Below are 26,775 nucleotides of genomic sequence, written 5' to 3'. Positions count from 1 at the left end.
TCCCGTGCGCCGGAGCCGAGTCGGCCTCCGGGGCGCGTCGCTGTACGCCTGCGAGGTCACCCATGTGCGCACGGCCCCTGTCCGCCACGCCTTCCGTCACCGCACCTACCTCTGGCTGATCGACCTCGACCACACGCCCCGACTCCCGCTCCCGCTGCGGTGGTTGGCCCACTTCGACCCCCGGGACCACTTCGCCGGAACCGCCCCCACCCTGCGCGCCGGCCTGGAGCGCTGGCTCGCCGCCCGGGACATCGAGCTCGACGGCGGCCGGGTCCGCATGCTCGCGCACGCCCGCGTGCTGGGGTACGTCTTCAACCCGCTCACCCTCTACTGGTGCCACGACCGCGACGGCACCCTGCGCTGCGTGGTCGCCGAAGTGCACAACACCTACGGCGAGCGGCACTGCTACCTGATGCGCCCCGACGCCGACGGCACCGCCCGCACCGCCAAGGAGTTCTACGTCTCGCCGTTCTTCCCCGTGGACGGCGACTACCGGATGCGGCTGCCCGAACCGGGCGACCGGCTCAGCCTGACCGTCCGGTTGGAGCGGGCGGGGGGCCGGCCGTTCACCGCCACCGTGCGGGGCGTACGGCGCCCGGCGGCCCTGCGCACCCTCTGTGCCGCGGCCGCCAGCCACCCGTGGTCCACCGCCGTCGTCTCGGCCCGCATCCGCACCCAGGGCATCCGCTTGTTCCTGCGCGGTCTGCCCGTGCAGCCGCGTCCCCGCCACCGACCCCAGGAAGGCATGGAGTGACTACCTCCGTTTCCCGTCAAGACGCCGTGTCCGCCCCCGCTCCGGCGGGGGTGGACGCCGCCCGATGGCCCGATGTGGCGGCGGTTCCCCGGTGCTCGGCGCTGCGCGCGGCCGTGGCCGAACGGGTCCTGCGGCACGCCCTGGCGCGGCTGCCGCTGAGCGTCCGGCTGCCCTCCGGCCGGATACTCGGCGCCGGTGGCCCGCTGCTCGAACTGCGGGCGCCCGAGGACTTCTACCGCCGGATCGGCGCGGACGGGCTGATCGGATTCGGTGAGTCGTACATGGCGCGCGAGTGGGAGGCCGAGGACCTGGTGGGCGTGCTGACGGTGCTCGCCGAGCACGCCGCCACCCTCATCCCCGCACCCCTCCAGCGGCTGCGGGGCGCCTGGGCGCGCCGGCAGCCCGACGGCGGGCACAACACGCCCGGCACCTCGCGCACCAACATCGCGCACCACTACGACCTGTCCAACGACCTCTTCGCCCTCTTCCTCGACGAGACACTCAGCTACTCCTCGGCGCTCTTCCCTCAACTCCCCGCGCGTCAGGCCGACTTCGTGGCGGGTCAGCACCGGAAGATCGACCGGCTGCTGGACCTGGCCGAGACCGGCCCCGGCACCCGGCTGCTGGAGATCGGCACCGGCTGGGGCGAACTCGCGCTGCGAGCCGCCCGCCGCGGCGCCCACGTCGTGACCGTCACCCTCTCCGAGGAACAGCGCGCTCTTGCCGAACAGCGCGTCCGCCGGGCCGGCCTGCAGGACCGGATCACCGTCCAGCTGCGCGACTACCGGCAGATCGAGGGCCGCTACGACGCCGTTGTCAGCGTCGAGATGATCGAAGCCGTCGGAGCCGCCTACTGGCCGGCGTACTTCACCGCCCTGGAACGCCTGCTCGCCCCCGGCGGCCGGATCGCACTCCAGGCGATCACCATGCCGCACGACCGGATGCTGGCCACCCGCCGCACCTACACCTGGATCCAGAAGTACATCTTTCCCGGCGGCTTCCTCCCCTCCGTCACCGCGATCGAGGACTGCGCCCGCGCGCACACAACGCTCCGCGTCACCGACCGCGCCGGCTTCGGCGCGCACTACGCGGAGACCCTGCGGCTGTGGCGCGACCGCTTCACCCAACACACCGACGAGGTCGACGAGCTGGGGTTCGACGCGACCTTCCGCCGGATGTGGACCTTCTACCTCGCGTACTCCGAGGCGGGCTTCCGCGCGCGCTATCTCGACGTCCACCAGCTTCTCCTCCGGAGAGACGCGGCCGCACCGGACGGTGCCTCGTGAACGGCTTCCTGTGGGGCCCCTTCGCGGTCAACCTCGCCGTGGCAGCGGGGGCGGCACTCGCCGTCATGCTGGTGACCTTCGCGGTGGCACGGTCACGGGGCCTGCACCGGATCGTGGATGTGGCCTGGGGGATCGGCTTCTGCGCGGTGGCGCTGGTCTCCTACGTGCTGTCCGGCGCGGCCGAAGGACCGGACGCGGGACGGCGCGCGCTGACCCTCGCTCTGACGCTCCTCTGGGGACTGCGGCTCGCCTGGCACATCGCCCGCCGCGGCCGCGGCCACGGCGAGGATCCGCGCTACGCCAGGATGCTGGCCCGCGCACCCGGCAACCCCGCCTGGTACGCACTGCGGAAGATCTACCTCCTCCAAGGGGCCCTGGTGTGGCTGGTCTCGCTGCCCGTCCAGGCCGCCTGTTACGTCACCGGCGCACCCGGCCCGCTCGCTCTGGCCGGCGTGGCGCTCTGGCTGCTCGGCTTCGGTTGCGAAGCCGTCGGCGACCACCAGCTCGCGCGCTTCAAGGCCGACCCGGCGAACAAGGGCCGGATCATGGACCGGGGTCTGTGGGCCTGGACCCGGCACCCCAACTACTTCGGTGACTTCTGCGTCTGGTGGGGGCTCTATCTGCTCGCCTGCGACCAGTGGCAGGCCGCGGCGGTCGCCGCCGTCGCACCGCTGGTGATGACCGCCCTGCTGACCGTCGGCAGCGGAAAGCGCCTGCTGGAGGCCCATATGGCCGACCGGCCGGGCTTCGCCGCGTACCGGGCCCGTACCAGCGGGTTCTTCCCGCTGCCGCCGCGCCGCGGTGGCGCGGGAGGACGCTGACCGCCCGGCGGCCGGGCGCCCCTTGCTCCCCCCAAGGGGCGCCCCGGCCCTACGCCCTGGAGAAGTCCATCAGCGCGATCGGCTTCGTCGTGGGTTGCGGTGAGCCGCCGGCCGGCTCGACGGTCACGCCCATCCCCGAGGCCCCGTCCACCCCACCGTCCATCAGCACCGCCGCGTCCGCACGGCCGGGGTCGAGCAGACCGGCGGGCCGCATCGTGCCCCCGTCGTTGAACCACAGCTGGTAGACCCGGCCTTCCGCGGGGCGTGGCAGGCCGGACGCCAGGAACGCGGCCCGGTTCCGGCCGGGGGAGACCACCACCGTGCCGGTGCCGGCGTCGCCGACCTTCCCGTTCGTCACCACCGCGTCCGGGGCGGTCAGCACCCGGGCCACCGACTCGGCGCGCTGCTCGATGCGTTGGGCCTGCGCACGGGCGTCCTCCGCCTGGTCGTGCTGCCACACGGCGACACCACCGAACGCGGCTGCCGCGGCAAGGCACGCCGCGAGGGCCCACCGGGGCAGGCGGCGCGCACGGGCCGCCGGGCCCGCGGCTCTACGGCCCCCACGCGCCACCCTCGGCGGCTCCTGGCGGACCGTGGAAATACTGTGCAGCACCCGTTCCCTCATCTCGGGCGGCGGCACCACGGCCATCGCCCGCCCCAGCCGCTCCGCGGTCGCGGCGAGTTCGCGCACCTCCTGTGCGCAGGCCTCGCAGACCAGCAGATGCCGCTCGAACTCGCGCGCCTCCTCCTCGGGCAGCGCGTTGACGGCGTACGCGCCCGTCATCGTGTGCAGATCGGCGCCGGTCATACGCTCACCCCCAGGCAGTCACGGAGCCGGATCAGGCCGTCCCTCAGCCGCGTCTTGACCGTGCCGAGCGGCACGGTCAGCAGTCCCGCCACCTCGCGGTAGGTCAGGCCCTTGTAGTACGCGAGCGTGACGGACTGGCGCTGGAGTTCGGTGAGCGTACGCAGACAGCGGCGCACCTGCTCGCGCTCCAGCCGGTTCTCCACCTGCTCGGTCACCTCGTCGAACGCCGGGGTGTGGTCCAGCAGCGCCGCCCGGTGCTCCCGGTCGGCCGCCGCCTGCGCCGAACGCACCCGGTCGACCGCCCTGCGGTGGGCCAGTGTCAGCACCCAGTTGGTCGCCGAGCCCCGCTCGGGGCGGAAGCGCGCCGCGGTGCGCCACACCTCCACCAGGACCTCCTGCGCCACTTCCTCCGACTGCGCCGGATCCCGCAGGACCGACCGCACCAGGCCGAGCACCGGCCCGGCCAGGGCGTCGTACACGGGCCCGAAGGCCCCCTGGTCGCCACGGGCCACCCGGCCCAGCAGCTCCTCCAGGTCGGGCCCGCGCCGGGCCGGCCCACCGATCCATACGGGTTCTCTCACCGAGCCGTCCTCCTGGATGCCGTCTGCGCCGTCCGTCCCCTCCGCGCGCGGAGGGCGCCGACGAGGTCCTTGCCATGATTCGGAGCGGACAGGTGGATGGATGGGCCGGTTGCCGGGTTTTCTTTCGAAAAGCACAAAGATTTGCGCAGGACGAGCCGATGGCGAGGGCAGCCCGCAGCCCGCAGCCCGCAACTCCTGCGACGGGGGCGGGCCGGACGGAGGCCGCGGGGATAACCGGGCGTCAGGCGAAGGGCAGGCCCCGCCACGGGGAGCCGGGGTCCTGCGTGAGGACGCGGTGGATGTGCACGGTCTCGGCGTACTGCGGCCCGAACCAGCCGTTGTCGAACGCCAGCATCCGGCCCAGCGCGTAGCCCGCGGCGAACTCCTCCCACGAGGAGTACACCTCCCTGGCCTGCGCGCCGGCCCGCTGCACGGCCTGCTCGGCCCGCTGCGGGTCGCACAGGCGCGCGCCCAGGCCCCAGCGGACGAGATTCACCGCGTGGGCGTGGTCGAGCGCGACGAGCGAGACCACCTGGCCGTCGGCGGGCAGCAGCCCGTCGGCGCGGAACCGCTCCTCGTACCGGCCCACCAGCTCGGGGACCTCCGGCGAGGCCGCTTCCTCGGACGTGGCCTCCGCCTTCTCACCCCGGCTGCCGCCGTCGGCGATCTCGCCGGCCGTACGCCGCCGGCCGGCACGGGCACGCAGCGCGGCCTCGGTGTCCACCGGGACGAAGCCGCCGCCGAGCAGCTGCTCAAGCCGCTGCTGCCAACCGGCCGGATCGGTCACCGACCACTGTGTGCGCAGGGTTTCCGCGTCCGTGGCGTGGTCGAGGAAGGCCGTACCGAGCTCGTTCCACGGCACGCTGTGGTGCACCGCGAGGGGCGCGCCGCAGGCCAGCCCCTGTGCGGTCGGACCGTGCAGGGGGCCGCCGAAGTGGGTGGCGAGCAGCCCGCCGGGCCGCACGCCCACCTGCCCGCGGATACGCATCCAGCCGGCGCGGTGGGCTTGCGAGGCCGCCAGATACGCGGCGCACGGCGTACCCGGATTGACCGCCAGCCGCCACTTGTCGTGGGGCCAGTCCTGTGCCAGGTCCTCGACCGACACCCGGTCGAAAAACTGCTGTGGCTGCCAGGGCGGCAGCATGCCGCGCGTCAGGACGGGAATGCACTTACCGCCCGTCGCGGGGTCGTCGTAGACGGGCAGCGGGTCCTGACCCTGCTGCGGTACCGCCAGATACAGGTCCTCGCCGGCGATCGCCGCGACCTGTCCGTCCCAGTCACCACGCGCTGTCGCTTCGCACAGCCGCCGCTCCGTATCGGTCGGCGGCATCCATCCCGGAGTACCCACAGCCAGACCCTACGGTGAGCCGGCAGCCCGGCGGGAGTCGGGGGGACATTGCTGGTACGGCAAGAAAATTTGCCCGAGAACGACCCGTCACGGAGGCTCGGTCCCATGAGCAATCACCCCCACCCCGGACACGGGCAGGCCGCCCGGCAGCACACGCACACCCACCGCCCGCCGGGCGGCAACACCCCCGCGGCACACACCCACACCTCCGAAGACATGCTCGTGGACTGGGAGACCCTCGGTCCCTTCCTGGAACGCGGCGCCGAGCTGCACACACCGCTCCACGAGCAGGCCGCGGCCTGGCTGCGCGAGCTGATGACCGCCGCCGGCGGCACCGGCCCCGACGCCGTGCGAAGGGTCCTCGACGTGGGCAGCGGGCCGGGTGTCGTGACCTGTCTGCTGGCACGGGCCTTCCCCGACGCCGAGGTGGTCGCGGTGGACGCCACCGAGGGACTCCTGGAGCGTGCCCGGGCCCGCGCCGACCGCCTCGGGCTCGCCGACCGGGTGCGTACGCATCTCGCCGAGGTCCCCGACGGCCTCGACGCGCTCGGCGGGGCGGACCTCATCTGGTCGAGCAAGGCGCTGCACCACGTCGGTGACCAGCGCGGCGCGGTGGCCGCCCTCGCCGGACATCTGCGGCCCGGCGGTCTGCTGGCCGTCTCCGAGGGCGGCCTGTCCCCGCGTTTCCTGCCGCGCGACATCGGGATCGGCCGACCGGGACTGCAGGCACGCCTCGACGCCGTCGCGGAGGAGTGGTTCACGCAGATGCGGGCGGAGCTGCCCGACGCCACCGACGACGTCGAGGACTGGCCGGCCTTCCTCGCGGACGCCGGTCTGCGCGCGCCGCTGACCCGCAGCTTCCTGCTGGACCTGCCGGCTCCGCTCTCCGACGCCGCGCGGGAGTTCATTTCGGCCAATCTCACCCGCAGCAGTGAGGCGTTCGCCGACCGGCTGGACGCGGACGACCTCGGCGTCCTCACCCGGCTCATCGACCCGGAGGACCCCGCGGGCGTCACCCGCCGCCCCGACCTCTTCCTCCTGGCAGCTCAGACCGTGCACACGGCCCGGGCGCAGTAACCGCGCGGCTCCCGGCGGGGCCCCGGACACCGCACAGCGCCGCCCGGCACGGCCGGGCGGCGCTGTGTGTCGTGCGGGTCAGGCCACGTCGAAGGTGGCCGGGTCCGGGCCCAGCCGGTTGCCGGCGTCGAGGCCGGCGACGGCGGCGAGGTCGGCCTCGTCCAGCGTGAAGTCGAAGACGTCGAGGTTCTCCTGGATCCGGGACGGGGTCACGGACTTGGGGATGACGACGTTGCCCAGCTGGAGGTGCCAGCGCAGGACGACCTGGGCGGGCGTCTTGCCGTGCTTCGCGGCGAGTTCGGCGATCGTCGGGTCCGCCAGCAGACCCTTGCCCTGGCCCAGCGGCGACCATGCCTCGGTGGCGATGCCGTGCCGGGCATGGAAGGCGCGCGACTCGGCCTGCTGGAACTGCGGGTGCAGCTCGATCTGGTTCACCACCGGGACCACGGACGTCTCGCCCAGCAGCCGCTCCAGGTGGGCGGGCTGGAAGTTGGAGACGCCGATGGACTTGGCGCGGCCGTCCGCGAGGATCTTCTCGAACGCCTTGTACGTGTCGACGTACGCGTCCTTGGAGGGCAGCGGCCAGTGGATCAGATACAGATCCACGTACTCCAGGCCCAGCTTGCCGAGGGAGGTGTCGAAGGCGCGGAGGGTGGAGTCATAGCCCTGTTCCGCGTTCCACAGCTTCGTCGTGACGAACAGTTCGTCACGCGCGATGCCGGAAGCGGCGAGGGCCTTCCCCGTGCCCTCTTCGTTGCCGTAGATCGCCGCGGTGTCGATGCTGCGGTAGCCGGCCTCCAGGGCATGACCGACGGAGGTGAACGCCTCGTCGTCGGGGATCTGCCAGACGCCGAAACCGAGCTGCGGCATCGCGATGCCGTTGTTGAGCGTGATGGAGGGGACCTTGCTCACGGGGGATTCGATCCTTACGTCGACTTTCGTGTTCCCCCGTGTCAACGATCATCGGCCGTGGCGCATTCCCGTGCATCTCCACGGGATACGGAAAACCTGGTACCCGGATCTGTGTGCGAATGCCCTCGGTCGGGGGCCGCGGCGGACGCCGGGGGCGGGCCCCGGCCGCGCGCCGCGCCCGACCTCAGGACCGGTACAGCGCGTCCACCTCGGCCGAGTACGCCGTCTCGATCGCCTTGCGCTTGAGCTTCAGGGACGGCGTCAGCAGTCCGTGCTCCTCGCTGAACTGGTGAGCCAGTATCCGGAATGTACGGATCGACTCCGCCTGGGAGACCAGCGTGTTGGCGGCGACCACGGCGCGCCGGATCTCGGTCTCCAGATCCGGATCGCGCACCAGGTCGGTCGGCGGCAGTTCCGGCTTGCCGCGCATGGCCAGCCAGTGGGCGACCGCCTCGGGGTCCAGGGTCACCAGCGCGGCGACGAACGGCCGGTCGTTGCCCACGACGATGCACTGCGCCACCAGCGGATGCGCCCGGACCCGCTCCTCGAGGCCCACCGGCGAGACGGACTTACCGCCCGAGGTGACCAGGATCTCCTTCTTCCGGCCGGTGATCGTCAGATAGCCGTCCTCGTCGAGGGCGCCCAGGTCACCGGTGGCGAACCAGCCGTCGTGCAGCACCGCGTCGGTCGACTTGGGGTCGTTGTGGTAGCCCTGGAAGACCTGTCCGCCGTACAGCCAGACCTCACTGTCCTCCGCGATGTGCACCGTGGTGCCGGGGACAGGGGTGCCGACGGTGCCGAAGCGGGTCCGTTCGGGCGGGTTGGCGGTGGCGGCCGCGGTGCTCTCCGTCAGGCCGTAGCCCTCGAAGATCCGCACTCCGGCGCCGGCGAAGAACAGCCCCAGCCGGCGCTCCATCGCCGAGCCGCCGGACATCGCGTGCCGCACCCGGCCGCCCATCGCCGTACGGACCTTGCTGTAGACGAGCTTGTCGAAGAGCTGATGCTGCATCCGCAGAGCGGCGCCGGGGCCGGGGCCGGTACCGAACGCCTTGTTCTCCTGCGCCTCGGCGTACCGCACCGCGATCTCCACGGCCTTGTCGAACGGCCCTTCCTTGCCCTCCGCCTCCGCCTTCCGCCGAGACGCCGCGAACACCTTCTCGAAGATGTACGGCACCGCGAGGATGAAGGTGGGCTGGAAGGACTGCAGGTCCGGCAGGAGGGCGCGGGCGGCAAGTTCCGGCTGGTGGGCCAGTTTCACCTGCCCGCGGATGGCGGAGACCTGGACCATCCGCCCGAAGACATGCGCCAGCGGGAGGAAGAGCAGGGTGGCCGCCTCGTCGCCCGGCTTCGAGGTGAAGACCGTCTCGTAGCGCATGACCATGTTGTCGGCCTCGGCCATGAAGTTGGCGTGCGTGATGACGCAGCCCTTGGGGCGGCCGGTGGTGCCCGACGTGTAGATGATCGTCGCGACCGCGTCCGGCGTGACGGCCAGCCGGTGGCGGTGCACGACGTCGTCGTCGATGTGCGCCCCCGCGGCGGTCAGCTCCGCCACCGGATCGGCGTCCAGCTGCCACAGCTTGCGCAGATGGGGGAGCCGGTCGATGACCGAGCCGATGGTCATCGCGTGGTCCTCGTGCTCGACCAGACAGGCCGAGACGTCGGCGTCGTGCAGCATCCAGCAGACCTGCTCGGCCGACGAGGTCGGATACAGCGGTACGGACTGGGCGCCGACGGACCACAGCGCGAAGTCGAACAGGGTCCACTCGTAGCGGGTGCGCGACATGATGCCCACCCGGTCGCCGAACCGCACGCCCTGCGCGAGCAGGCCCTTGGCAAGGGCGAGGACCTCGTCCCGGAACTGCGCCGCGCTGACGTCTTGCCAGTGGCCGTCGTCGTCCTTACGGGCGAGCGCGATCCGCCCGGGTTCGGAGTCGGCGTGATCGTAGACGGCGTCCGCCAGCCCGCCGACCCGGGGCGCGGTCGCCAAAGGCGGGACGGTGAACTCGCGCAATGACCCAGCTCCTCGTGGTGCTCCTCACAGGGCCGCGACCGTACCCCACGGTGGCGGTCAGCGGGAGTCCCGTACCACGTCGCGAACGGACAGGAGCGGGAAGTGGCCAACGGCGAAATCGGGCTACTTCGGAGAAGCGTGGACATGATCCGGCCCGGTGGGCGTCGAACGATCACGGCATCGGGACGTTATCTGCACCAAATCTCTGCACGCGTCCGCCACGAACGGGTGACCTGCGACGGGGGCGCCCGGGGGGCGTGCACGCCGGGCCGTGGCTAGGGGAGGTGCAGCCGGTCCCCGCCGGCCAGGATCGCGTCGGCCAGCGCCTCCGCCGGACCCCGCGCCGCGGCGTCGCGCTGCCCGTGGAGCAGGACGAAGTCCACCCCGCCGAGCTCCGGCAGCCCCGCCCGCGGCGGGATCCGCACCAGCCCGGGCGGGATCATGCCGAGGGTGTGGGCCATGACGCCCAGACCCGCGCGGGTCGCGGCGATCAGGCCGTTCAGGCTTCCGCTGGTGCAGGCGATCCGCCACTCCCGGCCCTGGCGCTCCAGGGCCTCCAGCGCGCGGGCACGGGTCAGCGCGGGAGGCGGATAGACGACCAGCGGGACCGGACGCTGCGGATCGAGGCGCAGCCGTTCGGTGCCGACCCACACCAGCCGGTCGTGCCACACCAGCCGGCCGCGCGATTCCTGTGGGCGGCGTTTGGCGAGAACCAGATCAAGCCGGCCGGCTGCCAGCAGCTCGTGCAGCGTTCCCGACAGCTCGACGGTCAGCTCCAGATCGACTTCGGGATGCTCGCGCCGGAACCCTTCGAGAACCTCCGGCATCCGGGTCAGGACGAAGTCCTCCGAGGCGCCGAACCGCAGCCTGCCGCGCAGCCGGGTGCCCGCGAAGAAGCCGGCCGCCCGCTCGTTCGCCTCCAGGATCGTGCGGGCGAAGCCGAGCATCGCCTCGCCGTCCTCGGTCAGCTCGACGGCGTGCGTGTCCCGGACGAACAGCCGCCGCCCGGCGGACTCCTCCAGCTTGCGTACGTGCTGGCTCACCGTCGACTGGCGCAGGCCCAGGCGGTGCGCGGCCTGAGTGAAGCTCAGCGTCTGCGCCACGGTGAGGAAGGTACGCAGTTGGGATGGCTCGAACACGGGCGCTCACCTCATGGCCCGCGGGCACGGCGACGCGGGTCCGCGAGCGCGTTTCGACGGTCGTCCGGGCAGGATCAGCGAGCGACCGTCATCACAACAGGGAATAACAGTCACCACGGTAAGCGGGGTTCCCGATTGCCGGTGCTCACGGCACGCTGGGGACGTCACCGTCGGTGCCGTTGCCCTTGAGCCCCCGAACGACCTGAAGAGAGACCATGCGCCGCCCTTCGCTCCGTCCGCCCTCCTGGCTGCCCGTGGACGGCTACATCCTGGCGCTGGTGGGCACCATCGCGCTGGCGGCCGTGCTGCCCGCCCGCGGGCCGGTCACGACCGCGGCGGAGGGCACCTCGACGGGCGCCGTCGCGCTGCTGTTCTTCCTCTACGGCGCCCGGCTCTCCACCGGCGAGGCGATGGCGGGGCTGCGCCACTGGCGGCTCCACCTGACCGTCCTGGCCTGCACGTTCGTGATCTTCCCGCTGCTCGGCCTGGCGGCCCGCGGGCTCGTCCCGTACGTTCTGCCGCCGGCCCTCTACACCGGGCTGCTGTTCCTGTGCCTGGTGCCGTCCACCGTCCAGTCGTCGATCGCGTTCACCTCGCTGGCGCGCGGCAACGTCGCGGCGGCGATCTGCGCGGGCTCGTTCTCCAGCATCGTCGGCATCGTGGCCACCCCGCTGCTCGCGGCGCTCGTCCTGCGCAGCGGAGGCGCCGGGTTCGCGGCGGGCGCGCTGCTCTCCATCGGCGGCCAGCTCCTGCTGCCGTTCGTGGCCGGCCAGCTGCTGCGGCGCTGGATCGGCGGCTTCCTCACCCGGCACAAGAAGGTCCTCGGCTACGTCGACCGCTCCTCGATCCTGCTCGTCGTCTACACCGCGTTCAGCGCCGGAATGGTCCAGGGCATCTGGCACCAGGTCTCGCCGCTGCGCCTGCTCTGCCTGCTGGGTGTGGAGGCCGTGCTGCTCGCGGTGATGCTCACCGGCACCTCGTTCGGCTCGAAGAAGCTCGGGTTCGTGCGCGAGGACCGGATCGCCATCACCTTCGCCGGTTCCAAGAAGAGCTTGGCGGCCGGCCTGCCGATGGCCAGCGTGCTCTTCGGCGCGCAGGCCGGACTGGCGGTGCTGCCGCTGATGCTGTTCCACCAGATGCAGCTGATGGTCTGCGCGGTCCTGGCGAAGCGGTACGCCCGCTCCGGCGCGGAGGCCGTCGGCGAGGCCGGGGCGGCGGAGGGCCCCGACGCCCGCGCGGCTGCCGGTGAGCAGACGGAAACGAAGGCCGGTGTCGTCGTGGGCGGCGCCCGGCGATAGCGGCCGGTGGTGGACAGCGCGGCACCCGACGGTGTTGCCGGAACGGGCGCGCCGGCGGCGGCAGCTGACATGCCTTCGGCGCGCTGTCCTCGCCCGGTGATCTGCTCGTCTCAGCTCAACCCGCCGTCGCGCACCCTGTCCAGCGCCAGCCGGAACACCGGGGGTGCGGAGAGGGGCACCTTGCCCGCGCGTACGCCGGACAGTTCGGCGTCGGTCAGTGCGCGCCGGTAGACGCCCACCTCGTCCAGCGCGCCGGTGAACTGCGCGCGGCTGTCGGCCCGCTGCCCCAGGTGTACGCCGAAGACCGAGCCGCGGCTGACCGTCCCCGGGACATCGGGCGCGGTGACGGGCGGCAGGGCGTCCACGGTCAGGAGGAGCCGGCCCCCGGTGCGGCGCAGCGCCAGATGGTGCCAGCGGCCGTCGTTGTACGCCCCGTCGGTCACGACCTGGGCCGTGGCGGCCGGCTTGGCGCCGTCAACGGCGGTGACCCGCGCGGTGATCCGCCCGGCCGAGGGCTCGGCGCCGAGAGTGACCTGCGGTGACCTGCTGCCCACGCCGCCCATCCACAGCAGCGGCTGTTCGCCGGTCGCGGCGTCGTAGCGGAACCACAGGGCGCAGGTGAAGTCGCGGGTGCCGAGGGGGAGCGAGCCGCGGTAGGGGAGACGGACCGCGTCGTCCCTGCCGTCGAAGGACAGTGCGCGGCCGAGCACACCGTCGGTGGTGCGGGCGCCGCCCAGTACGAGGGCCGGCCGGGCACCGGGTGCGCCGTCCCGCGTCGTCGGATCCGCGGCGCGGCGCGGGCCGAGCCAGTCCTCGGTGAAGCGGGCGAAGCGGATCTCGTCGCGGGCGTCGACCGCGCCGCCCTCGTAGAGCAGGCCGGTGACCTCGGGGGAGACGGCGACCAGGTCGGAGTAGCCGGCCCAGTCGGTGGAGACCCGGGCGCCCCGGTCGGCGCCCTCCCAGGTGCGCCCCTCGTCGTAGGAGGAGCGGATGGTCATCGTCCGGCGCCGGTCGGGGTCGGCGGGTGCCGCGAGCAGGGTGCGGCTGCGACCGCCGGCTGCCGGGGAGGTGGGCAGGCGCAGTGCCGAGCCCTGCACCATCGGGGTGTAGAGGTCGGGGATCGCGCGGAACGGGGCGGTGAAGGAAGCGCCGCCGTCGCGGCTGACGGCATGGTCGCGATGCCCCAGGTCCGTACCGTCCTGCTCGCGGCCGTTGACGTAGATCGAGCCGTCGGAGCGTTCCAGGAGCGTCATCTCGGACGGCTTCTGGCGGAAGGTGCCGTCCGCGGCGATCGGCCAGGTGTCCAGGGCGCCGACCCGCCAGGAGCGGCCGCCGTCGTCGCTGTGGACCAGGGCCGCGTGGTTGGCGGTGACCCGGCCGTCCGCGTAGCTCTCGGCGTTGATGCCGAAGACCAGCCGGCCGGCGTGCCGGCCCCGGGCGAGCTGGATGCCGTGCACGGGTCCCGTCGCGTACCAGGAGTTCCACTGCGGGGGGCGGATGGTGGGGGTCAGATCCCGGGGCGCGGACCAGGTCGCGCCGTCGTCGTCGCTGTACTGCAGGTGCGGGGTCCGGTCACACGGGACGTCGCAGCTCCGGCCGTCGTCGCGGCCCTTGTTGTAGGTCTCGGCGAGGACGATCCGTCCGGTGCGGCGGTCCACGATGGGGGCGGGGTTGCCGTGGGTGTCGCCGTCGCCGTGGTTGATGATCTGGAGCGGTCCCCAGGTGCGGCCGCCGTCGGTGGAGCGCTTGAGGACGAGGTCGATATCTCCCGAGTCGCCGCAGTCGTGCGCCCGGCCCTCGGCGAACGCGAGGAGGGTGCCGCGTACGGACTTCACGATCGCCGGTATGCGGAAGCAGGCGTAACCCTGGTCCTGCGTGGACTTGAAGAGCACCTGCTGATCGAACCCGCTCGCCGGGGCGGGGGCGGCGGACGCGCTCCCTTCCGACGCCGCGTCAGGCGCCGCCTGCGCGGGGGCGGTCGGGAGGAGCGTGAGGGCTGCGGCGGCCAGGGCGACCGCGGCACGGTTTCGCCGGGGTCTGCTGCGGGTGCTGGGGTGTGCGCGGAGAACTGACGTCATGTCCGGCCTGCCCTTCGAGGCATCGGCGTCGGGTCATCAGGACATCCCACGTCCTAGGTGCGGTGCGACGGAACGTACTGCTGCACGGGGGGCGCGACAAGGAGCGTGCGCTGGTTCTCCGCGCCGGGGCCGGAATTCACTCGCCCGGCTCGCAGCGGAAGTGCCGGATGGGCCGGGCGAGCCTGCCGTGCCCCGTGCGGCGCACGCTGCGCAGGGGACCGCGTGCGCCGCACGGGCCCTCGGTGACGTGGCGTCACGGCACGAGCACCACCTTGCCGAGGTTGGCCCGCGCCTCGATGATCTCGTGCGCCTTCGCGGCGTCGGCCAGCGGCAGTTCGGCGTGGACGACGGCCCGCACCCGCCCGGCGCCGGCCAGCTCCCACAGCTGGGCACGGTGCCGCTGGTACAGATCCTGGTGGACGGCGGCGAACCGCCGCATCGTCAGACCGGTGACGGTCTTGGAGCCCGCCAGCAGCTCGAACGCCGGGACCGTGCCGCCACCGGAGTTGAAGAAGATCAACCGCCCGCCGTGGGCGAGCGCGCCGAGCGCGCGCGGCAGCAGATCGCCGCCGACGCCGTCCAGGACGATGTCGACCGGCTCGCCCCAGGACTCCTGGTCGTAGGTGACGACCTCGTCGGCCCCCAGCCCGTACAGGAACTCGGCCTTGGCCGCCGAGCCGACGGCGGCCACCACTCGTGGCACGCCCTGGATCTTGGCCAGTTGGACGGCGAGGTGTCCGGTGGCGCCCGCCGCTCCGGTGATCAGTACGGACTCGGCGCCGATGGGCGCGGCGGTGCTCAGTGCGGCGAGCGCGACATGCCCCGGGCGCACCAGCGCCACCGCCCGTGCCGCGCTCATGCCGGCGGGAAGGCGGCCGGCCATGAAGGCGGGAGCGAGGGCGAGTTCGCCATAGGCGCCGCTGAAGGTGAGCGAGGTGACGCGGTCACCGACGGCGAAGCCGGTGACCTCCGGTCCGAGCGCGACGACCTCACCGGCGATCTCGTCGCCGGGCACGCAGGGCAGCGGGACTCCGCCGCCCTTGCCGTCGCCGCGCACCCGCCGCACGACCGGCAGCGTCACGCCGATCGCCTCGGCGCGCACCAGGAGTTCGCCGGGGCCCGGCTCGGGCGTCCCGACCTCCTCGACACGCAGCACTTCGGGGCCTCCGTAGGTATGGAATCGGATCTGGCGCAAGGGCGGACACCTCCGGGTCGTGGACCGGCCGGGTCACCGGCCGACATTCATTGGGTTCCCCAACGATAGATGCAGAGTCGTTGGGGTTGCCAATGGATTTCCGTTGGGGGGTCCAATGAATTGCCGATACCGTGGTCCCATGACCGATCTCCCCTACGCACCCGGCAGTATCCGGGGCCTCCCCAGCTGGCTGCTGGGGCGCGCCGCCGCCCGCGGCCACCGCCTCGTCGCCGACGCCCTCGCCTCCGAGGGCCTGCGGATGATGCACCACGCCGTGCTCTCGGCGGTCGCCGAACTCGGCCCGGTCTCCCAGGCGGAGCTCGGCCGCATCCTGGGCATCGACCCCAAGGACATGGTCGCCCTCGTCAACGACCTCCAGAAGGAGGAGCTGGTCACCCGTACCCCCGACCCGGACGACCGGCGAAAGAACGCCATCGGGATCTCGGCCGGAGGCCGGCGCCGGCTGCGCCGTACCCGGCGTCTCGGCGACGAGGCCAACGCCGAACTGACCGCGGCCCTGAGCCCGCAGGAGCGTGAGCAGCTGATCGCGCTGCTGACGCGCATCGTCACGCCGGAGCGGTGAACGTCCCGGGATGTCCGGCCGCTGAGTGCGCGGGTGGCAGGGGGCAGGCGCGGAAGGTGGGCCCCGGCCGGTCCGACGGCCCGTGTGACGGGCGGGCCTTCGGCTCAGCCCGTGCCGGCCTCTGCCGGCAGAGCCAGCCGGTGCTCGCCGGCGTACACGTTCATGGAGGTGCCGCGCAGGAACCCGACGAGGGTCAGCCCGGTTTCCGCCGCCAGGTCCACGGCCAGCGAGGAGGGGGCGGAGACGGCCGCGAGCGCCGGGATGCCCGCCATCACGGCCTTCTGGGCCAGCTCGAAGGAGGCCCGGCCGGAGACCATCAGCACACACGACGACAGCGGCAGCAGTCCCTGTTGCAGCGCCCGCCCGACGATCTTGTCGACCGCGTTGTGGCGTCCCACGTCCTCGCGGATGTCCAGCAGCTCACCGTCCGTGGTGAACAGGGCCGCGGCGTGCAGGCCCCCGGTCCGGTCGAAGACCTGCTGGGCGGCCCGGAGCCGGTCGGGGAGCGCGGCCAGGGTCGCCAGCTCGATGCGGACCGGGGTGTCGGGGGAGCGGTCGAGGGTGAAGCGCGCGGTGGTGCGGACCGCGTCCAGGCTGGCCTTGCCGCACAGCCCGCAGGACGACGTCGTGTAGACGTTGCGCTCCAGGGAGATGTCCGGGACGGGGACGCCCTCCGCGAGCCGGACGTCGACGATGTTGTAGGTGTTGGCGCCCCGGCCTCCGGCCTCACCGGCCCCCTCGGTGGCACCGGCGCAGTAGACGATGTTCGCCAGGTCGTCCGCGCTCGCCAGGACGCCCTCGCTGACGAGAAAGCCCGCCGCGAGCGCGAAGTCGTCGCCCGGTGTGCGCATGGTGATCGCCAGCGGCTTGCCGCCGAGGCGGATCTCCAGGGGCTCCTCGACGACGAGGGTGTCCGGGCGGGTGCTGACCGCCCCGTCGCGGATACGGATGACGCGGCGTCGCTCGGTGACCCGTCCCATGTCTGATCAGTCCCGTCCTCACCGGTCGCGCGCAGCCCCGGTTCTGTATGTGTTGGCGGCCGAAGCGGCCCTTGACGCAGAGAGTGCCGTGGGCCACCGGGCTGTCGTGCGGTGAGGTGACCTCGACGCTCTCATTCTCCTGCACATGCAGTGTGGGGTCCGGCACCAGGCTGCGGCGATACCCGGCCCGCTCCGCGCCTGCCCGTTGCAAGCGGGTCAGGGCCGGTCCGCCACGAGCGTCCGGACGCAGGGCCGTGGTGCGGGCCTCGGCCACCGCCGGATCAGTCGCGCAGTTCGCCGCCGCCGAAGACGCCCGAGCCGTCCGCCGCGGCCCAGGCCGTCTCCAGCTCAGCTCGGGTCGATCGCCGCCAGTCGGGGGTGTCCTGGACGAAGGCGCGGCCGAGGCGGCGGCCCAGCTCGACCATCTCCCGCCCGGCCGCGCCGCGCTCCGTGCCGTACGACGTCAGCGCATCGGGCCGCTTCGGCAGAGCCCGCAGCGCGGATTCCAGCGCGACCGCGTCCTGGAGCGCCTTGACCGCGCCGGCGCCGGTGTGCGGGCGGGCGACGGTCGCCGCGTCCCCGAGCAGGACGAGCCGTCCCTGGCTGTAGCGCGGCGCGGTGACGTCGTAGATCGGCTGGATGAAGCGCTCCGGTGCCGGTGTCAGCCGGATCAGTCCGCCCCAGTAGGGCGGCAGCAGCTCGTCGGCGACCTGCCGGAAGCGGGCGTGCAGGGGCTCTGTGAGAGTGCCGGGCGGCAGGCTGCCGGGGCTGTCCAGCCGCAGTGCGAGGCCCGCGGGCGGCGCGGTGTAGAGGACCCAGTTGGCGCGGTGGCCGCCGTGGCCGTCCGGAATGCGGTAGATGATGACATGGCCACCGGGGAACGCGCCGTAGACGCAGTCCTCCTGCGCCCAGGGGTCTTTCGGCAGGCCCGGGAGGTCGAGGCCGGCCAGCCGGTCGGCCGGTACGGTGCCGCGCCAGGCGAGATAGCCGGCGTAGCCGGGCCGGACATCGGGGAAGGCGGCGTCGCGGACCACCGAGCGGTAGCCGTCGGCGCCGATCACCAGGTCGAAGCGGGCAATGCCCTTCGTCCCGGTGCCGGTGCCGGTGCCGGTGCCCGCGCCGCCGTCGTGGTGCAGTGTGGCGCCGTCCGCGGACCCGGTCACGCCGCGGACGGTGATGCCCGTGCGATATCCGACCGTTGACGGCAGCCTGGCGCGGAGTGCGCGCCAGAGCGGGCCCCAGGAGTACGCGCGGAACGGGAAGGGCTGGACGGCGATCTGGCGGCCGAGCGGTGCGGCTCCGTCGCGGACGTACCAGCGGCGGGTGGTCAGTTGCACCCAGGGCATGGCCGCGTCCAGATATCCGGCGGCCGCCAGCTCGGCGTACCGGTCGTTGTGCACGGCCAGGCCGACGCCGCGCTCCGCGAGGCGGCCGGCGGTGCGTTCGTGGACCGTGATCCGGCCCGCCCCCGCCCGGTGTGCGGCCAGCGCCGCGGCGCAGCCGGCGATACTGCCGCCCACCACGGCGACATCGGCCCCCGCGAGCGCCGAGCTGTGCGTGCCCATCCGATCCGCCCCCATTCCGGCCGGCGCTCGCGCGTCCGCCGGCCGCTCTCCGTGCCACTGCGTCTCCCGGCCGGTCGGACCGGTGCAAACACGCTCATTGTCGCAGGAGTCGGGGCGGGCGGAGAGCGGAACTCGGCACACCCGCCGCACGTACCAAGGGCGCCAGGACGCCGGAGCGTCCCCTGGCGCACCGCCCGTTCTCACCGTGCCGTCCCACGCTTTGTCCTCGGACAGGAGAAAGTAGGTCTGGATTCTGTCCGTAGTCCTTCCCCGTGCGGACAAGCGCTGCTACGTTCCCCTCGAAAGCCCGGAGCCGACGCCGAACGAAGGCGCCGGCGACACCGGTCCGTCGATGCCGAGTACGGCTGGAGGGGTGGCGTGAGGCGCATGACGGCCAGGCCCGCGAACGCGCACCAGGCGCGGCTGCTCCGCCTGTTGCGCGACGGCGGCCCCAACTCCCGTGCCCAACTGGGCGATCAGGTCGACCTCTCCCGCTCCAAGCTGGCGGTGGAGGTCGACCGGCTGCTGGAGACCGGACTCGTGGTCGCCGACGGACTCGCCGCCTCGCGCGGCGGCCGCCGCTCCCACAACATCCGGCTCGCCCCCACGCTGCGCTTCCTCGGCGTGGACATCGGCGCCACCTCGGTCGACGTGGCCGTCACCAACGCCGAGCTGGAGGTGCTCGGACATCTGACCCAGCCCATGGACGTACGCGAGGGGCCGGTCGCGGTCTTCGAGCAGGTCCTGGCGCTGGCGGCCAAGTTGAAGGCCGGCGGGGTCGCGGAGGGGTTCGACGGCGCCGGGATCGGCGTCCCCGGCCCGGTCCGCTTCCCCGAAGGGGTGCCGGTCGCCCCGCCGATCATGCCCGGCTGGGACGGCTTCCCCGTCCGTGAGGCACTCAGCCAGGAGCTGGGCTGCCCGGTCATGGTCGACAACGACGTGAACCTGATGGCGATGGGGGAGCAGCACGCCGGCGTCGCCCGCACCTCGCAGGACTTCCTCTTCGTCAAGATCGGCACGGGTATCGGCTGCGGGATCGTCGTCGGCGGCGAGGTCTACCGCGGTACGACGGGCAGCGCGGGCGACATCGGCCACATCCAGGTCGAGCCGGACGGACGGCCGTGCGCCTGCGGCAACCGCGGCTGCCTGGAGGCGTACTTCGGCGGCTCCGCGCTCGCCCGGGACGCCACGGACGCCGCCCGCGACGGCACGTCCGCGGAACTCGCCGCACGGCTGGAGGCGGGCGGCCCGCTCACCGCGTCCGACGTGGCCGCCGCGGCGGCCTCCGGCGACGCCGCGGCACTGGAGCTGATCCGCTCCGGCGGCACCCGCACCGGCCAGGTCATCGCCGGCCTGGTCAGCTTCTTCAACCCCGGGCTCGTGGTCATCGGCGGCGGGGTCACCGGCCTCGGCCACACCCTGCTGGCCGCCATCCGCACCCAGGTCTACCGCCAGTCGCTGCCCCTGGCGACGGGCAACCTCCCCATCGTCCTGGGGGAGTTGGGGCAGGCCGCCGGGGTGACCGGCGCCGCCCGTCTGATCAGCGACCACCTGTTCTCACCCGCCTGACCCGCTCCGGACGCCACCGGGCGGGCCCCCCGGGGCCACCCCGGCCGCATCCCGCACCGGACGTACGCACCGCCAGGACGCCGACCGCACGCAGCACCACGAGAGTTCAGCGCAGCGCAGTCGCAAGCACCGCGACAGTTCAACGCCCGACAGTTCGGCGCCGCGGCAGTCCGACGCGGCGACAGCTCAGCAGCACGCACCCGCACGAGCCGGAACCGACCGCGCACGTACCGCTGTTCCGCAGGCACCGCCCGCTTCGCCCGCCGTCTCGCTCCGCACCTCGCACCGTCCGCGCCGCCCCCGTACCGAGCCGCCCGCGCACCGCCGCCGCATCGCACACCCGGCCCACCGTCACGCCGCGCACCGCTCCGCCCTGCCCGTTTGCCCTGCCCGCTCACCGGCGCCCCGCCGAGGAGGCCCGCCATGGCACCAGAGCACCGCCCCGAACGACCCGCCGCTCCACCCGGCCCGCCCGCACCCCTGCTCACCATGCGAGGCATCACCAAGTCCTTCCCGGGCGTCCGGGCCCTGGACGGCGTGGACCTCGATGTCGCCGCCGGGGAAGTGCACTGCCTCCTCGGCCAGAACGGCGCCGGCAAGTCCACCCTGATCAAGGTGCTGGCCGGTGCCCACCAGCCCGACGGCGGCGAGATCCGCTGGCAGGGCGAGCCGGTCACCCTCAAATCGCCGATCGCCGCCATGCGCCTGGGCATCGCCACCATCTACCAGGAACTCGACCTGGTGGAGCACCTGTCCGTCGCGGAGAACGTCTTCCTCGGCCACGAGGTCGCCACCGGTGGATTCGTCCGCTCCGGCGAGGCCAGGGCGCGTACGGCCGCGCTCCTCGCCCGCCTCGGTCACCCGGAGATCGCGCCCGGCGCGCTCGTCGGCGGTCTCTCCGCGGCCGGGCAGCAGATCGCGTCGATGGCGCGGGCGCTCTCCCACGACGTCCGGCTGATCGTGATGGACGAACCCTCCGCGGCACTGGACCCGGACGAGGTCGACAACCTCTTCCGCATCGTCGCCGACCTGACCGCCGCCGGGGTCGCCGTCGTCCACATCTCGCACCGGCTGGAGGAGATCCGGCGGATCGGCGACCGCGTCACCGTCCTCAAGGACGGCCGGGCCGCCGCCCGCGGACTCGACGCCCGCACCACGCCCACCCGCGATGTCGTCGCCCTGATGACCGGCCGCACCGTGGAACACGCCTTCCCCCGACGACCGCCACCCGTCGCACCCGTGCACGCGCCGGTGCTGACCGTCGAAGGGCTGTCCCGCCAGGGCGAGTTCGCCCCCCTGGACCTCGTCCTGCACCCCGGCGAGATCCTCGGCCTCGCCGGGCTCGTCGGCTCGGGCCGTTCGGAGATCCTGGAGACGGTCTTCGGAGCGCGCCGGCCCACCGCCGGGCGCGTCCTCGTCGACGGGCGGCCACTGCGGCCCGGCAGCGTACCCGCCGCGGTACGCGCCGGCCTCGGCCTCGCCCCCGAGGAGCGCAAGTCCCAGGCGCTGCTGCTCCTGGAATCCGTCAACCGCAATGTCTCGGTCTCCTCCCTGGCACGGTTCGCCCGCGGGGGCTGGCTGAACCGTACGGCGGAGAAGACCGCGACCCGGGCCGCCACCCGCGACCTCAGCCTGCGGCCCGACGATCCCGACCGCCCGGTCCGCACGCTCTCCGGCGGCAACCAGCAGAAGGCGGTGCTGGCCCGCTGGCTGCTGCGCGGCTGCCGGGTGCTGCTGCTCGACGAGCCGACGCGCGGCGTGGATGTCGGCGCACGGGCCGAGTTGTACGCGGTGATCCGGCGGCTGGCCGACGACGGAGTGGCGGTGCTGCTGGTCTCCAGCGAGATCCCGGAAGTGCTCGGCCTCGCCGACCGGGTGCTGGTGCTGCGTGAGGGGCGGGTGGTCCACGAGGGCGCCGCCGCCGCGCTGGACGAGCACCGGGTGCTGGACCTGGTCATGGCCGGTGGCCCGACGCCGTCCGGGGCGCATCCCGGGAGCCGGTCATGACGGCGCGACATCTCACGCACGTCCCGCACCCGTGCCGCTCGGCCACCGCGCCCCACCGGACTGCCGACGCCCCGCCCCGCGATCCGCGACCCGTACGGCCGGCCGCGCCGTCGCCGACACTGCGAGGAGATCGACCGTGAACACCTCCGAAGGGCGAGTCCCCCTCGCCAAGAGCGCCCGCGGCGACACGGCCGGGCCGGGCGACCCGCAGGGCGCAACGACGCCCGGCGCGTCCGGCCCGCGCAAGGAGCGGCCGAGCCGGCACGCCTCGGCCCGTCCCGGCGGCCGCCTCGGGGCCCGCCTCGACCTGCGCAACCTGTCGCTGCTGGGGGTGCTCGCCGCACTCGTCGTGGTCGGCGCGCTCACCGAGCCCGAGCAGTTCCTGAGCGTGCAGAACCTCCAACTCGTGCTCACCCAGGCGTCGGTCATCGGTGTGGTCACCGTCGGGGTCACCTTCGTCATCATCGGCGGCGGCATCGACCTGTCCGTCGGCGCGATGGTCGCCCTGGCCACCGTCTGGGCGACGACCCTGGCCACCCAGGAGTACGGGGCGGCCGGCATCCTCTTCTGCGCCCTGGCCGTCGGCCTGGCCTGCGGACTCGTCAACGGCCTACTGGTCAGCTTCGGCAGCATGGTGCCGTTCATCGCCACCCTCGCCATGCTCGCCTCGGCCCGCGGCCTGGCCCTGCAGATCAGTGAGGGCCGCACCCAGATCGTCACCGTCGAGCCGGTGCTCGAACTGGGCCAGCGGGACGCCTATGTGCTCGGCGTGCCACCGATCGTGCTGGTCTTCGCGGCCGTCACCGCCATCGGCTGGCTGGTGCTGAACCGCACCACCTTCGGCCGCCGCACCGTCGCCGTCGGCGGCAACCCCGAGGCCGCCCGGCTCGCCGGGATCGATGTCCGGCGCCAGCGGCTGATGCTGTATCTGCTGTCCGGCCTGTGCTGCGGCATCGCGGCCTTCCTGCTCATCGTGCTCACCGGCTCCGGCCAGAACACCAACGGAAACCTCTACGAACTCGACGCCATCGCCGCCGCGATCATCGGCGGGACCCTGCTCAGCGGCGGCCGCGGCACCATCACCGGCTCCGTGCTCGGCGTCCTCGTCTTCACCACCATCACCAACCTGTTCGCGCTGAACAACCTGGAGACCGCAGTCCAGCAGATCGCCAAGGGCGCGATCATCGTCGCCGCCGTACTGATCCAGAGGAAGGGCCGTACGTCATGACCGAACACACCGAGCACGCACCGGGCACCGGGCCACGCACCAGCCGCAGAGGCATGCTCTTCGGGGCCGCCGCGGTGTCCGCGGGCGCCTTCCTCACCGCCTGCACCAGCAACGAGAGCAACGCCAAGGCGGCCGGGAGCAGCGAGCAGCAGGCGGGAGGCATCGACGACAAGCCGGGCCGGCACGTCACCCTCGGCTTCGCCGGGCCGCAGGCCGACCACGGCTGGCTCAACGCCATCAACGAGAACGCCAAGTCCCGGGCGGCGCGCTACAAGGACGTCACCCTGGAGATCACCGAGGGGTCCAACGACACCGCCCAGCAGATCGGCCAGATCGAGACCCTCATCAACAAGAAGGTCGACGTCCTGGTGATCCTCCCGGCCGACGGCAAGGCCCTCACCCAGGTCGGCCTCAAGGCCATGCGGGCGGGCATCCCCGTCGTCAACCTCGACCGGGTCTTCGCCTCGCCGCAGGCATACCGCTGCTGGATCGGCGGTGACAACTACGGCATGGGCCTCAACGCCGGCCGCTACATCGGCGAACAGCTCAAGGGCAAGAAGCGCGCCAAGGTCGTCGAGCTGGCCGGCATCGACAACCTGGAGCTGACCCGGCAGCGCACCAAGGGCTTCGACGACGCCCTGAAGAACTACCCGAACATCGAGAAGGTGGGGCGGCAGGCGGCGGACTTCACCGTCGAGTCCGGCCAGTCGAAGATGGCGGGCCTGCTGCAGGCGCACCCCGACTTCGACGCGCTGTGGAACCACGACGACGACCAGGGGGTCGGCGCGGAACGCGCGATCAAGCAGGCCGGCCGCGACGGCTTCCTGATGGTCGGCGGCGCCGGCTCCCGCAAGGCCATGGACACCATCAAGGCCGGTGGCTCGGTGCTGAAGGCGACCGTGCTCTACCCGCCGACGATGTCCGCCTCCGCCATCGACCTGGCGCGCGCCCTCGCCCAGGGCAAGGGCATCGGCGGCATGGCCGAGCTGGAGATCCCGGCCTCCCTCACCCTCTACTCCGCCGTCGTCACCAAGGACAACGTCGACGACTACCTCTCCACCGGCTTCAACTGACCGGCCGGGGTGACCGGCCGCGGACCGCCCGGTGCCGCCGTGCACCGGCGGCGGCCGCCCGGCCGCGCGCCGCAGGAGAGCGACCTCCCACCGTCGACAGACGAGGTGATTCATGGAAGACAACGCGCAGGACTCCCGTCAGGCACCCGCACTCGGCGTCGGCATGGTCGGGTACGCCTTCATGGGCGCCGCCCACTCCCAGGGGTGGCGCACCGCGGGACGCGTCTTCGACCTGCCGCTGCGCCCGGCGATGAACGCCGTCTGCGGGCGTGACCCGTCCGCCGTACGCGCCGCCGCCGACAAGCTCGGCTGGGCCGCCACGGAGACCGACTGGCGGCGGTTGATCGCCCGTGACGACGTGCAACTGGTCGACATCTGCACACCCGGCGACAGCCACGCCGAGATCGCCGTCGCCGCCCTGGAGGCGGGCAAGCACGTGCTGTGCGAGAAGCCGCTCGCCAACTCGGTCGCCGAGGCGGAGGCGATGACCGCGGCTGCCGAGGCGGCCCGCGGCCGCGGCCAGATCGCCATGGTGGGCTTCAACTACCGCCGTACGCCCGCGCTGGCGCTGGCCCGCCGGATGGTCACGGCGGGCCGCATCGGGCGCCTGCGGCACGTCCGTGCGGCCTATCTCCAGGACTGGCTGGTGGACCCCGCGGCGCCGATGGGCTGGCGGCTGCGGCGCGAGCACGCCGGGTCCGGCGCGCTCGGCGACCTCGGCGCGCATATCGTCGACCTCGCCCAGCACCTGGCGGGGGAGCGGCTGACCGGTGTCTCCGCCCTCACCGAGACCTTCGTTCCCGAGCGCCCGCTGCCCGGGGGCGGGCGCGGCCGGGTCACCGTGGACGACGCGGCGCTGTTCACCGGCCGCTTCGCCTCCGGCGCGCTGGCCTCGTTCGAGGCCAGCCGGGTCGCGGCCGGCCGCAAGAACTCCCTGCGCATCGAACTCAACGGTGAGCACGGTTCGCTGGCCTTCGACCTGGAGCGGCTCAACGAGTTGTCCTTCCACGACCAGACCGAACCGGCCGACGCCGCCGGGTTCCGCCGCATCCTGGTCACCGAGCCGGAACACCCCTACCTGAAGGCGTGGTGGCCGCCCGGTCACGGCCTCGGCTACGAGCACACCTTCGTCCACCAGGCGCGCGACCTCGTGCACGCCATCGCCACCGGGCAGCCGCCGGAGCCGTCCTTCGCGGACGGGCTGCAGGTCCAGCGGGTACTGGCGGCGGTGGAGGACAGCGCGGCCAAGAACTGCGCGTTCACCTCGGTGGTGCCGGTGCCGGTCTGAGTCCCCCGGATCTCCCGCACTCCCCGCACTCCCCGCGCCTCGCGTCCTCGTTGTACCTGCTGTGCTCCCGCGCACCCCGTATGTGTCCGACCGCTCCAAGGAGGCTCGAATGCCGAGACCGTTCACGCTCTTCACCGGGCAGTGGGCCGATCTGCCGCTGGAAGAGGTCTGCCGGCTCGCCCGCGACTTCGGCTACGAAGGACTGGAACTCGCCTGCTGGGGCGACCACTTCGAGGTCGACCGGGCGCTGACGGAGCCGGGATATCTCGCCGGCCGACACCAGCTCCTGGAGAAGTACGGACTCACCTGCTGGGCGATCTCCAACCACCTGGTGGGGCAGGCGGTCTGCGACGCGCTGATCGACGAACGCCACCAGGCCATCCTGCCCGCCCGGATCTGGGGCGACGGCGAGCCCGAAGGGGTTCGGCAGCGAGCGGCGGCCGAGATCGCCGACACCGCGCGGGCCGCCGCCGCCTTCGGCGTGCGCACCGTCATCGGCTTCACCGGCTCGGCCATCTGGCACCTGGTCGCGATGTTCCCCCCGGTGCCGCCCGGCATGATCGAGCGCGGCTACCAGGACTTCGCCGACCGCTGGAATCCGGTCCTGGACGTCTTCGACGCCGAGGGCGTGCGGTTCGCCCACGAGGTGCACCCCGGCGAGATCGCCTACGACTACTGGACCACGCACCGCGCCCTGGAGGCGGTCGGCCACCGCCCGGCCTTCGGGCTCAACTTCGACCCCAGCCACTTCGTCTGGCAGGACCTGGACCCGGTGGGCTTCCTCTACGACTTCCGCGACCGGATCTACCACGTGGACTGCAAGGAGGCCAGGCGCCGCCTGGACGGCCGCAACGGGCGGCTCGGCTCCCACCTGCCCTGGGGCGACCCGCGCCGTGGCTGGGACTTCGTCTCCGCCGGACACGGGGACGTGCCGTGGGAGGACGTCTTCCGGATGCTCCGCTCGATCGGCTACGACGGGCCGGTGTCGGTGGAGTGGGAGGACGCCGGGATGGACCGGCTGCAGGGCGCCCCCGAGGCGCTGGCCCGGCTGCGGGCGTTCGACTTCGAGCCGCCCACGGCCTCCTTCGACGCGGCATTCGGCGGCGCCGACTAGGCCGTGTCAGGCCCGGCCGGCCCAGTCTTTGTCCTCTCCGGAGAAAAAGGCGATGTCGTT

General features: G+C 73.0%; 22 protein-coding genes and 1 pseudogene. 12 read left to right on the top strand and 11 right to left on the bottom strand.

All coding sequences use genetic code 11. The features are described from left to right. The first annotated feature begins 4 nt into the window (after positions 1-4). Genes QOM21_RS07420 through QOM21_RS07410 form a run of 3 tightly spaced genes read left to right on the top strand, consistent with a single transcriptional unit; the run spans position 5 to position 2,861 of the window. A complete protein-coding gene (locus QOM21_RS07420) occupies positions 5-754 on the top strand; it encodes a DUF1365 domain-containing protein (protein WP_407548944.1) in 750 nt (249 codons plus the stop codon). Further along, positions 751-2,040 (top strand): class I SAM-dependent methyltransferase, encoded by a 1,290-nt coding sequence (locus QOM21_RS07415; protein WP_407548943.1) that lies wholly within the window; start codon positions 751-753, stop codon positions 2,038-2,040. The genes QOM21_RS07420 and QOM21_RS07415 overlap by 4 nt, the downstream gene beginning before the upstream one ends. Beyond that, positions 2,037-2,861 carry a DUF1295 domain-containing protein gene (locus tag QOM21_RS07410; RefSeq protein ID WP_407548942.1) on the top strand — a complete coding sequence of 275 codons (825 nt, stop codon included), beginning with the start codon at positions 2,037-2,039 and terminating at the stop codon, positions 2,859-2,861. Before QOM21_RS07415 ends, QOM21_RS07410 begins: the two co-directional genes overlap by 4 nt. Before the next feature lie 49 nt (positions 2,862-2,910). Here the strand turns inward: QOM21_RS07410 and QOM21_RS07405 are convergent, their stop codons facing one another. The 3 genes from QOM21_RS07405 to QOM21_RS07395 all read right to left on the bottom strand — a co-directional run bounded on the left by QOM21_RS07405 (position 2,911) and on the right by QOM21_RS07395 (position 5,580). After that, positions 2,911-3,669, bottom strand: coding sequence for an anti-sigma factor domain-containing protein (locus QOM21_RS07405; RefSeq protein WP_407548941.1), 759 nt, complete (start codon positions 3,667-3,669; stop codon positions 2,911-2,913). Continuing rightward, entirely contained in the window at positions 3,666-4,250 is a 585-nt protein-coding gene (locus tag QOM21_RS07400; protein WP_407548940.1) for a sigma-70 family RNA polymerase sigma factor, read from the bottom strand. The genes QOM21_RS07405 and QOM21_RS07400 overlap by 4 nt, the downstream gene beginning before the upstream one ends. A 241-nt stretch (positions 4,251-4,491) precedes the next feature. After that, on the bottom strand, positions 4,492-5,580 hold the full coding sequence (locus QOM21_RS07395; RefSeq protein ID WP_407555600.1) for a DUF1266 domain-containing protein: 1,089 nt from the start codon (positions 5,578-5,580) through the stop codon (positions 4,492-4,494). Between the two features lie 123 nt (positions 5,581-5,703). Between QOM21_RS07395 and QOM21_RS07390 the strand changes: the two genes are divergently transcribed. Then, positions 5,704-6,675, top strand: a complete 972-nt coding sequence (locus tag QOM21_RS07390; protein WP_407548939.1) for a class I SAM-dependent methyltransferase — start codon at positions 5,704-5,706, stop codon at positions 6,673-6,675. A 78-nt stretch (positions 6,676-6,753) separates the two neighbouring features. Here QOM21_RS07390 and QOM21_RS07385 read toward each other — a convergent pair whose 3' ends face one another. The 3 genes from QOM21_RS07385 to QOM21_RS07375 all read right to left on the bottom strand — a co-directional run bounded on the left by QOM21_RS07385 (position 6,754) and on the right by QOM21_RS07375 (position 10,737). After that, positions 6,754-7,587: an aldo/keto reductase gene (locus tag QOM21_RS07385; RefSeq protein ID WP_407548938.1), complete on the bottom strand. Its 834-nt coding sequence runs from the start codon at positions 7,585-7,587 to the stop codon at positions 6,754-6,756. 184 nt (positions 7,588-7,771) lie between these two features. Next, positions 7,772-9,598: an AMP-dependent synthetase/ligase gene (locus tag QOM21_RS07380; protein ID WP_407548937.1), complete on the bottom strand. Its 1,827-nt coding sequence runs from the start codon at positions 9,596-9,598 to the stop codon at positions 7,772-7,774. 275 nt (positions 9,599-9,873) lie between these two features. Continuing rightward, on the bottom strand, positions 9,874-10,737 hold the full coding sequence (locus QOM21_RS07375) for a LysR family transcriptional regulator (protein WP_407548936.1): 864 nt from the start codon (positions 10,735-10,737) through the stop codon (positions 9,874-9,876). 215 nt (positions 10,738-10,952) lie between these two features. Here QOM21_RS07375 and QOM21_RS07370 point away from each other — a divergent pair, with 215 nt between their 5' ends. Next, positions 10,953-12,035, top strand: a complete 1,083-nt coding sequence (locus QOM21_RS07370) for a bile acid:sodium symporter family protein (protein WP_407548935.1) — start codon at positions 10,953-10,955, stop codon at positions 12,033-12,035. 110 nt (positions 12,036-12,145) lie between these two features. Here QOM21_RS07370 and QOM21_RS07365 read toward each other — a convergent pair whose 3' ends face one another. Beyond that, a complete protein-coding gene (locus QOM21_RS07365; protein WP_407548934.1) occupies positions 12,146-14,113 on the bottom strand; it encodes an exo-alpha-sialidase in 1,968 nt (655 codons plus the stop codon). A gap of 253 nt (positions 14,114-14,366) precedes the next feature. Then, positions 14,367-15,308 (bottom strand): zinc-binding alcohol dehydrogenase family protein, encoded by a 942-nt coding sequence (locus QOM21_RS07360; protein WP_407548933.1) that lies wholly within the window; start codon positions 15,306-15,308, stop codon positions 14,367-14,369. A gap of 139 nt (positions 15,309-15,447) precedes the next feature. Between QOM21_RS07360 and QOM21_RS07355 the strand changes: the two genes are divergently transcribed. Continuing rightward, positions 15,448-15,891 carry a MarR family winged helix-turn-helix transcriptional regulator gene (locus QOM21_RS07355; RefSeq protein WP_407548932.1) on the top strand — a complete coding sequence of 148 codons (444 nt, stop codon included), beginning with the start codon at positions 15,448-15,450 and terminating at the stop codon, positions 15,889-15,891. 104 nt (positions 15,892-15,995) lie between these two features. Here the strand turns inward: QOM21_RS07355 and fdhD are convergent, their stop codons facing one another. The 3 genes and pseudogenes from fdhD to QOM21_RS07340 form a co-directional block, all read right to left on the bottom strand. Then, positions 15,996-16,871 carry a formate dehydrogenase accessory sulfurtransferase FdhD gene (gene fdhD, locus QOM21_RS07350; RefSeq protein ID WP_407548931.1) on the bottom strand — a complete coding sequence of 292 codons (876 nt, stop codon included), beginning with the start codon at positions 16,869-16,871 and terminating at the stop codon, positions 15,996-15,998. A 37-nt stretch (positions 16,872-16,908) separates the two neighbouring features. Further along, positions 16,909-17,025, bottom strand: a pseudogene (locus tag QOM21_RS07345) (Fe-S-binding domain-containing protein); the annotation flags it as partial. A gap of 127 nt (positions 17,026-17,152) precedes the next feature. Further along, a complete protein-coding gene (locus QOM21_RS07340; protein WP_407548930.1) occupies positions 17,153-18,436 on the bottom strand; it encodes an FAD-dependent monooxygenase in 1,284 nt (427 codons plus the stop codon). A 387-nt stretch (positions 18,437-18,823) separates the two neighbouring features. Between QOM21_RS07340 and QOM21_RS07335 the strand changes: the two genes are divergently transcribed. The 6 genes from QOM21_RS07335 to QOM21_RS07310 all read left to right on the top strand — a co-directional run bounded on the left by QOM21_RS07335 (position 18,824) and on the right by QOM21_RS07310 (position 26,715). After that, positions 18,824-20,005, top strand: coding sequence for an ROK family protein (locus QOM21_RS07335; RefSeq protein ID WP_407548929.1), 1,182 nt, complete (start codon positions 18,824-18,826; stop codon positions 20,003-20,005). Positions 20,006-20,428: 423 nt separating this feature from the next. Further along, positions 20,429-22,012: a sugar ABC transporter ATP-binding protein gene (locus QOM21_RS07330; RefSeq protein ID WP_407548928.1), complete on the top strand. Its 1,584-nt coding sequence runs from the start codon at positions 20,429-20,431 to the stop codon at positions 22,010-22,012. A 136-nt stretch (positions 22,013-22,148) separates the two neighbouring features. Then, positions 22,149-23,240, top strand: a complete 1,092-nt coding sequence (locus QOM21_RS07325) for an ABC transporter permease (protein WP_407548927.1) — start codon at positions 22,149-22,151, stop codon at positions 23,238-23,240. Further along, positions 23,237-24,313: a substrate-binding domain-containing protein gene (locus tag QOM21_RS07320; RefSeq protein WP_407548926.1), complete on the top strand. Its 1,077-nt coding sequence runs from the start codon at positions 23,237-23,239 to the stop codon at positions 24,311-24,313. Before QOM21_RS07325 ends, QOM21_RS07320 begins: the two co-directional genes overlap by 4 nt. A 112-nt stretch (positions 24,314-24,425) precedes the next feature. Then, positions 24,426-25,601 (top strand): Gfo/Idh/MocA family protein, encoded by a 1,176-nt coding sequence (locus QOM21_RS07315; protein ID WP_407548925.1) that lies wholly within the window; start codon positions 24,426-24,428, stop codon positions 25,599-25,601. 109 nt (positions 25,602-25,710) lie between these two features. Further along, positions 25,711-26,715, top strand: coding sequence for a sugar phosphate isomerase/epimerase family protein (locus tag QOM21_RS07310; protein ID WP_407548924.1), 1,005 nt, complete (start codon positions 25,711-25,713; stop codon positions 26,713-26,715). Positions 26,716-26,775 lie beyond the last annotated feature (60 nt).

The organism is Streptomyces sp. Pv4-95, assembly GCF_045782725.1.
Taxonomy (GTDB): Bacteria; Actinomycetota; Actinomycetes; order Streptomycetales; family Streptomycetaceae; genus Streptomyces.
This window is presented reverse-complemented; position numbering and strand designations above follow the sequence as displayed.

What these genes read in the sequence shown, in the direction of transcription:
- fdhD (WP_407548931.1), bottom strand. Translation starts at nt 16,871, where the DNA reads ATGGGACGGGTCACCGAGCGACGCCGCGTCATCCGTATCCGCGACGGG.
- QOM21_RS07330 (WP_407548928.1), top strand. Translation starts at nt 20,429, where the DNA reads ATGGCACCAGAGCACCGCCCCGAACGACCCGCCGCTCCACCCGGCCCG.
- QOM21_RS07340 (WP_407548930.1), bottom strand. Translation starts at nt 18,436, where the DNA reads ATGGGCACGCACAGCTCGGCGCTCGCGGGGGCCGATGTCGCCGTGGTG.
- QOM21_RS07405 (WP_407548941.1), bottom strand. Translation starts at nt 3,669, where the DNA reads ATGACCGGCGCCGATCTGCACACGATGACGGGCGCGTACGCCGTCAAC.
- QOM21_RS07335 (WP_407548929.1), top strand. Translation starts at nt 18,824, where the DNA reads ATGACGGCCAGGCCCGCGAACGCGCACCAGGCGCGGCTGCTCCGCCTG.
- QOM21_RS07310 (WP_407548924.1), top strand. Translation starts at nt 25,711, where the DNA reads ATGCCGAGACCGTTCACGCTCTTCACCGGGCAGTGGGCCGATCTGCCG.
- QOM21_RS07370 (WP_407548935.1), top strand. Translation starts at nt 10,953, where the DNA reads ATGCGCCGCCCTTCGCTCCGTCCGCCCTCCTGGCTGCCCGTGGACGGC.
- QOM21_RS07395 (WP_407555600.1), bottom strand. Translation starts at nt 5,580, where the DNA reads ATGCCGCCGACCGATACGGAGCGGCGGCTGTGCGAAGCGACAGCGCGT.
- QOM21_RS07355 (WP_407548932.1), top strand. Translation starts at nt 15,448, where the DNA reads ATGACCGATCTCCCCTACGCACCCGGCAGTATCCGGGGCCTCCCCAGC.
- QOM21_RS07320 (WP_407548926.1), top strand. Translation starts at nt 23,237, where the DNA reads ATGACCGAACACACCGAGCACGCACCGGGCACCGGGCCACGCACCAGC.
- QOM21_RS07315 (WP_407548925.1), top strand. Translation starts at nt 24,426, where the DNA reads ATGGAAGACAACGCGCAGGACTCCCGTCAGGCACCCGCACTCGGCGTC.
- QOM21_RS07390 (WP_407548939.1), top strand. Translation starts at nt 5,704, where the DNA reads ATGAGCAATCACCCCCACCCCGGACACGGGCAGGCCGCCCGGCAGCAC.
- QOM21_RS07365 (WP_407548934.1), bottom strand. Translation starts at nt 14,113, where the DNA reads ATGACGTCAGTTCTCCGCGCACACCCCAGCACCCGCAGCAGACCCCGG.